The organism is Streptomyces scopuliridis, assembly GCF_042790125.1.
GTDB classification, from domain to species: domain Bacteria; phylum Actinomycetota; class Actinomycetes; order Streptomycetales; family Streptomycetaceae; genus Streptomyces; species Streptomyces scopuliridis_A.
Genome location: NZ_JBHTZS010000003.1, coordinates 519387 through 525913, shown reverse-complemented (window position 1 = coordinate 525913; position 6527 = coordinate 519387). Strand labels below are relative to the sequence as shown.

At 72.3% G+C, this 6527-nt stretch carries 5 protein-coding genes; 1 reads left to right on the top strand and 4 read right to left on the bottom strand.

The genetic code is table 11. The features are described from left to right. Positions 1-85: 85 nt before the first annotated feature. From ACFRKB_RS06745 to ACFRKB_RS06735, 3 genes are all read right to left on the bottom strand, one after another. Positions 86-313 (bottom strand): hypothetical protein, encoded by a 228-nt coding sequence (locus ACFRKB_RS06745; protein WP_078490871.1) that lies wholly within the window; start codon positions 311-313, stop codon positions 86-88. Positions 314-376: 63 nt separating this feature from the next. Then, positions 377-1954: a TROVE domain-containing protein gene (locus tag ACFRKB_RS06740; protein WP_383103878.1), complete on the bottom strand. Its 1578-nt coding sequence runs from the start codon at positions 1952-1954 to the stop codon at positions 377-379. A gap of 350 nt (positions 1955-2304) precedes the next feature. Continuing rightward, positions 2305-3723, bottom strand: a complete 1419-nt coding sequence (locus ACFRKB_RS06735) for an alkaline phosphatase PhoX (RefSeq protein ID WP_383103877.1) — start codon at positions 3721-3723, stop codon at positions 2305-2307. Between the two features lie 106 nt (positions 3724-3829). Between ACFRKB_RS06735 and ACFRKB_RS06730 the strand changes: the two genes are divergently transcribed. Further along, positions 3830-4594: an SDR family NAD(P)-dependent oxidoreductase gene (locus ACFRKB_RS06730; RefSeq protein WP_383103875.1), complete on the top strand. Its 765-nt coding sequence runs from the start codon at positions 3830-3832 to the stop codon at positions 4592-4594. 814 nt (positions 4595-5408) lie between these two features. On the opposite strand, the gene ACFRKB_RS06725 is transcribed toward ACFRKB_RS06730, so the two are convergent. Next, on the bottom strand, positions 5409-6398 hold the full coding sequence (locus ACFRKB_RS06725; protein ID WP_383103873.1) for an AraC family transcriptional regulator: 990 nt from the start codon (positions 6396-6398) through the stop codon (positions 5409-5411). Positions 6399-6527 lie beyond the last annotated feature (129 nt).

The window sequence follows — 6527 nt, the reverse complement described above, 5'->3', positions numbered from 1 at the left end:
GTGCCACGACCCCCCGGGCCCGCGGGGGGTCCTGAGGGTCCGCGGCGGCCCGGGGGCACGGCCTCCAAGCTCCCGGTCAGGGGCTTCAGAGCTTGGTCAGCTTGGCGAAGGGGCTCAGGATCCTCCCCTGTCGCCCCGAGAAATCGATGAGCACGGCGTGTTCGCCCTCGACTCCGATGACTCTTCCCAACCCGAACTGATCGTGCGAGACACGGTCTCCCACATCGAACTGCTCGGGCGGGGGTGAGGCCGGGGCCTGGCGGTTGAAGGGACTGGACGGCAGGTGGCGCCGGGATCCGGCTGACTTTGTCATTACTTGGAGTATGCGCCCAAGGAGCCCCGACGCGCCATGCCCGGCCACCCACGGGCGCCCGGATCACCCCTTCCAGGGCCAGCGGGCGTCCCGTCCCGCCTCCAGCAGCGGGACCATTCCGAAGGCCGCGTCGGTCAGCCCGCCGAACGTGTGCCGGCCGGCCTCGCCGGACGGGCCGTGCCCGGTCCGGTACCCCGCGAGGTTCCAGGTATAGACCGGGACACCGGCCGGGACCTGCGCGGCAGGGCCGCCCCGGGAGCTGTACGCGGCCTGCTCGTCGGTGACGATCAGCACCCGGTCATGGCCCCGGTAGTGGGTACGGACCGCCTCGGCCGTATTCGTACCGCCGAGGTCACCGAAGCGTTCCAGCACCTTCAGCACGGACTCGCCCCGCCGGTACGTCACCGGAGCGCTGCGCGTACCGAACTCCACCAGATCGGCGTCCGCCGCCCGCATCGCCACGGCCGTTCCGAAGATCGCCGCGGCGTCCGCGCGGTTCAGCTCGGAGCGGTCGGAGAGCGGGGACCACATCGAACCCGAACGGTCGACCAGGACCAGCGACCGGCCACGCAGCGAGGGCACGTTGGCCAGCGAGTGACCGAGCGCCCGCTCCAGCGGATACGACCAGCGCAGCGACGGCGCGTGCTGGTACGCGGCAAGATAGCGGAACGGGAACTGCCGCGCCTTCGCGACCACTTCCGGATCCGCGATCTTCTCGGCCACCCGGGCGGCGACCTCGTCGCTGACACCCACCTGATCGAAGTTCCGCAGGTTGCGCAGCAGGGCCATGGCGCCCATCGACGGAATGACGGCTTCCCAGGCCGCCGCGTCCATCGGCCCCTGGAGCCAGCCGGCCAGCGCCTCCCAGGTCATCCCCGCCTCGGCCAGCCGCGCCGCCCCGTCGGCGGCCGTGATCACCGCGCGCCGCCGCTCGACCGGCACCTCCATCAGGGCCCGGTGAGCGGTGAGCGTACGGTCCGACAGCGGCGGAACAGCCGCCTCCGGGTGATGCCGGCGGTCGAGCGCGTAACGGAACAGCTCGCCCTGCCATGCCTTCGCCGGGTCGGGCGAGGCATGCGTCAGATTGAGAATGTCGCCGAATCGATAACCCTTCGCGGAGGTGTCGTACTTCAGCAGCGACTTTCCGTTGTAGAGCCGCCGGACGGCGTCCGCGATTCCGCGCTTGACCGGCTTGGGCACATTGCGGCCGTAGTGCGAGATCCAGTAACCGAGCAGTTCACCGGGCTCGTCCGCGCGCAGCAGAACGGAGTCGACGACCCGCCGGTTCGCCGGGCCGTCCGTCACACCCGCGTCGAGCCGCGCCTTGACGTATTCGGCGGCGCCCACGATCGAGGCGGTACGCAGTTGGCCCTCACCGCGCAGCCAGCCGAGCAGCCCGGCGGTCCACTCGGGCTCCGCGACGGCGAGCTTCCGCACGAGCGCCCGGAACCGGTCGTCGCGCGCCTCGCCGGACTCGTAAGTCGTCTGCTGGGAAACGAAGTTGGCGACCGCGAGCAGGAACAGCTCCGACTTCGCGTCGCGCAGGACACCGTCGCCGCCCTCATGGGTACGGGCGGCGGCGATCGACCGTACGGGCGAAGCGGGACGGGCCGTGGCCGCACGGGTATTGAAACGAGACATGAGAATTCCCCCGAATTCAGAAACGAATTCCAGGGAGAGCACGGCGAAATAGGGGCGGCCTCGCCTCCGCACGCCGCGCCTCCCGAGATCAGAGTCGGCGGCGGCGTGATTTCATTCAAAGAAGTAGCCGCTGCCCGCGCACCGGGAGGTGCGAAGTGGTGTGTCCAGAGATCAAGGCCGGCGGAACCGACAGATGGTGCTCTGCCGCTGAGCTACACCGGCATGGGTACCGGTGGCGGGAGTCGAACCCGCGTCCTCCCCATTATGAGTGGAAGTAGGTCCTGCCTGTCGCACCTGGACACGCATGACTTTAGGGAGGCAACGGGCCCGTCTGCCACGGGTTTTCGCGGTCAGTCCCGGGGAGTGCGCCGCCACGGTCCGGTGATGGCCAGCATGATGCCCGGCTCCTGGATATTCGCGAACAGCGTGCGGCCGTCCGGCGAGAACACGACACCCGTGAACTCGCTGTCGTTGAGGTCGTTGCGCGCGATGGGGTACGTGCGACCGCGCTCCGTCGCCCCGAAGAGATGCTGGAGACCCTCGCCGTCCTCCGCGATGACCAGGCCGCCGTACGGCGAGACCGTGATGTTGTCCGGCCCGTCGAAGGCGCCGTCCTTGTCCGGGTCCGCGTTGACGCCCAGCAGCACCTTGAGCGTCAGCGTGCGGCGGCGCGGGTGGTAGAACCACACCTGGCCGTCGTGCGGCACGCCGGGGCTCTCGTCACGGGCGTACGAGGAGACGATGTACGCGCCGCCGTCCGCCCACCACATGCCCTCCAGCTTCCTGGCGCGCGTGACGTCCTCGCCGTCGAACTGCTCCCGTACGGGCACGGTCGTCCCGTCCCGGTCCGGTACGTCCACCCAGTCCACGCCGTAGACGGTGCCGATCTTCGCGGCGCGCGAGAGGTCGTCCACGAAACGGCCGCCCGCGTCGAAGCAGCGGGGCGCCTGGAGCACACCCGCGTCATCGGCGAGCCGGCGCAGCTGCCCCCGCCCGTGCTTGAAGCCGTGCGGCGGTACCCAGCGGTAGAAGAGCCCGTTGGGCTCGGAGTCGTCCTCCGTCAGATAGGCGTGGCCGGTACGGGGATCGATGACCACGGCCTCGTGGTCATAGCGCCCGAACGCCTTGATGGGCTTGGGGTCCCGGTTGGCACGGCGGTCGTACGGGTCGACCTCGAAGACATACCCGTGGTCCTTGGTCATCCCGTTCTGCCCGGCCCGGTCGGAGTTCTCCTCACAGGTGAGCCAGGTGCCCCACGGGGTGCGTCCGCCCGCGCAGTTGGTGGACGTGCCGGCGATCCCGACCCACTCCGCGGTACGGCCGTCGCGGTGCGTCTCGACGACCGTGCAGCCGCCGGCCGCGGCGGGGTCGTAGACCAGACCCTCGGTGAGCGGCACCGGGAACTCCCAGTCGCCCCTGGGACCCTTCAGCTCATGGTTGTTGACCAGCAGCGTCACCCCGCGCGGGCCCTCGAACGTGGCGGTGCCGTCGTGGTTGGACGGGGTGTCCTCACCCGACTCCAGCTTGGTGACACCGCTGTGTGTGATGACCTTGTACGTGAACCCGGCCGGCAGCGCGAGCATGCCGCGCGGGTCGGGGACGAGCGGCCCGTAACCGGGCGCGGGCGCGGGCCCGGAGGCGACCTCGGGAGCGTCCTCCGCCGCCAGCGCGCCGGGCGCGGTGGCGAACGCTCCGGTGGCGCCGGTGAGGACGAGCCCCGCCCCGGTCAGCGCGGATCTTCCGGTGAATTCCCTGCGGGTCAGCGACATCGCGGTCTCCTGAAGGGGCACATGGGTCGGGGGTACGCTCCCGACGCTCCCGCCCGCGGATAAACAGCGTTTGAACACCGCCCGACATCGAGAGGCCCGCTTTCCCATGAATCTGCCGTCCACCGGCCGCCGCGTCCTCGTCACCGGCGCCTCCCGCGGCCTCGGCCGCGCCGTGTCCCTGGCCTTCGCCGCCCAGGGCGACCGCGTCGCCGTCCACTACGCGACCCGCTCCGCCGACGCCCGCCACACCCTGGAGTCGCTGGCCGGCACCGGTCACGCGCTGGTGGGCGGCGACATCTCCGACCCCGCCGACGCGGCGCGGGTGGCGGACGAGGCGGCCGAGGCGCTCGGCGGGATCGACATCCTCGTCAACAACGCGGCGGTCAACGAGCCCCACCCGCTGCCCACCACGTCGTACGACGACTGGACGGCGGCCTGGCAGCGCCACCTCTCCGTCAACCTGCTGGGCACGGCCCTGCTCAGTCACCGCGCCGCCCGCTCCATGATCGACCGCGCGACGCCCGGCCGGATCATCAACATCGGCTCCCGCGGCGCGTTCCGCGGCGAACCGGACCACCCGGCCTACGGCGCGACGAAGGCGGCGGTCCACGCCCTGGGCCAGTCCCTGGCGGTCTCCCTGGCCCCGCACGGCATCGCCGTCGCGTCCGTGGCCCCGGGCTTCTTCACCACGGAACGCGTCGCGCCCCGCCTCACCGGCGAGGAGGGCGAGTCGATCCGCGCGCAGAGCCCGTTCGGGCGGGTGGGCACGGCGGAGGAGATCGCGGGGGCGGTGGTGTGGCTGGCGTCGCCGGGGGCGGAGTGGTCGTCGGGAACGATCCTGGACCTCAACGGAGCGTCGCACCTGCGGTGAGCGGGCGTGGGGGGGGGCGTTTCGGCTGGGGCCGGTGGTCACGTGCGGGTCGTCGCCGGGGTGCGCTCCGGAGCGGTGCGCCGTCCGGCGGGGGGGGCGTTGTCCCGGTGCGTTTCGGCTCGGGCCGGTGGGTGTGTGCGGGTTGTCGCCGGGGTGCGCTCCGGAGCGGTGGGCCGTCCGGCGGGGCGTTGTCCGGGGTGCGTTTCGGCTCGGGCCGGTGGTGCGGTGCGGGTTGTCGCCGGGTGGCGCTCCGGAGCGGTGCGCCGTCCGGCGGGGGGGGCGTTGTTCCGGTGCGTTTCGGCTGGGGCCGGTGGGTGTGTGCGGGTCGTTGCCGGGTGGCGCTCCGGGGCTCGCGCCCGGGACGGCATGATTTACGTCGCGTGACGGGCCACAGTTGGAAGGCGGGCGGTCGCGCGCCACAAATCACGCTTTAGTGTCCCGGACACGACCCCTGCGCGCCCCCCTTCACCGCCCGCACAAGCGACCCGGCCTGCCCGGGGCGGCGGCACCATCCCGCACCCGCCCCCAACCCCGGCCGGGGCGCACGCTGGTGGGGCCCACCGGCGGGAGGGGGCCGGGGTCGCAGGAGGTGCGTGTCCGGACGTAAAGCGTCGCAGCTCGCGCGAAGCGCGGTGACCACGCGACGGAGTCGCACATCGATCGCAGCGCAGCCCGGACACGTACCTCCGGAGGCCCCGGCACCCGGCACCACCCACCGCGCCCCGCACCACGACCCCCGCCGGACGGCGCACCGCACCACGGCCCCCCGCCGGGAGGCGCACCCGCACCACGACCCCCCGCCGGACGGCGCACCTCACCGGTCCAGGACCACCGTCCGCCGCCCCGACCCCACCCGCTCCACCGATCCGCCTTCACCCCGCCGGAACTCCGCAGGGCTCACCCCCCGCACCCGCTTGAACGCCGCACTCAGCGCGAACGCCCCGCTGTACCCCACCCGCCGCGCCACCGTCGCCACCGTCGCGTCCGGCTCGCGCAGCAGGTCCGCCGCGAGGGTGAGCCGCCAGCCCGTGAGGTACGCCATCGGCGGCTCCCCCACGAGCGTCGTGAAGTGACGGGCCAGACCCGCGCGGGAGACACCGACGTTGTCCGCGAGCGAGGCCACCGTCCAGGCCCTGCCCGGCTGTTCGTGCAGCAGTCGTAGCGCCGGGCCGACCACCGGGTCGCTCTGGGCCCGGTACCACGCGGGCGCGCCGGACTCGGGGACCGCGAGCCAGGTGCGCAGGACGCTGACGAGGAGCAGGTCGAGCAGCCGGTCGAGGACCAGCTCCTGGCCGATCTCGTCCTTGCCGATCTCGTCCGCGAGGATGCGTACCAGCGGATTGTCGCCCGCCTCCGCGGGGCGGACGAGCAGTACGGGGAGCGCCGCCAGCAGCCGGCGTCCGATCTCGCTGGGCGCCTGGTACGTGCCGCTGAGCATGACCGAGGAGCCGGCCCGGCTGTCGTCGCCCCAGGTCCGTACGCCCAGGGCCATCGTTTCGGTGACGTCCTCGCCCTCGGTGGTGTTGCAGCGCTGTTCGGGGCCGACGACGATCTGGACGGGGGTCTCGGGCCGGTCCGCGATGGTGTACGCGTCGGGCCCGCGCATCACGGCGACGTCGCCGGGGCAGAGCCGGACCGGATGCCCGTTGTCGGGGAGTACCCACGCGTCGCCGCGGACCATCGTGACGACGGAGATGGGCGCCCGGTCCTCGACCCGCAGGGACCACGGTGGGCTGAAGACGGACTTGAGCAGGAACGCGCCGCGGGCCTTCGGGCCTTCGAGCAGACCGGTCAGTGTGTCCATGTCATCACCTTAGACGGTGCCGTATGAAGGGGCACCGTTTCTTGTGGATCCGTCTCAGGTTAGGACGCGCCCGCCCTCCCCGCGGGGGAACGAGTAAGAAGGGCGGGCGCGGTTCTGGGTGGGCCCGGA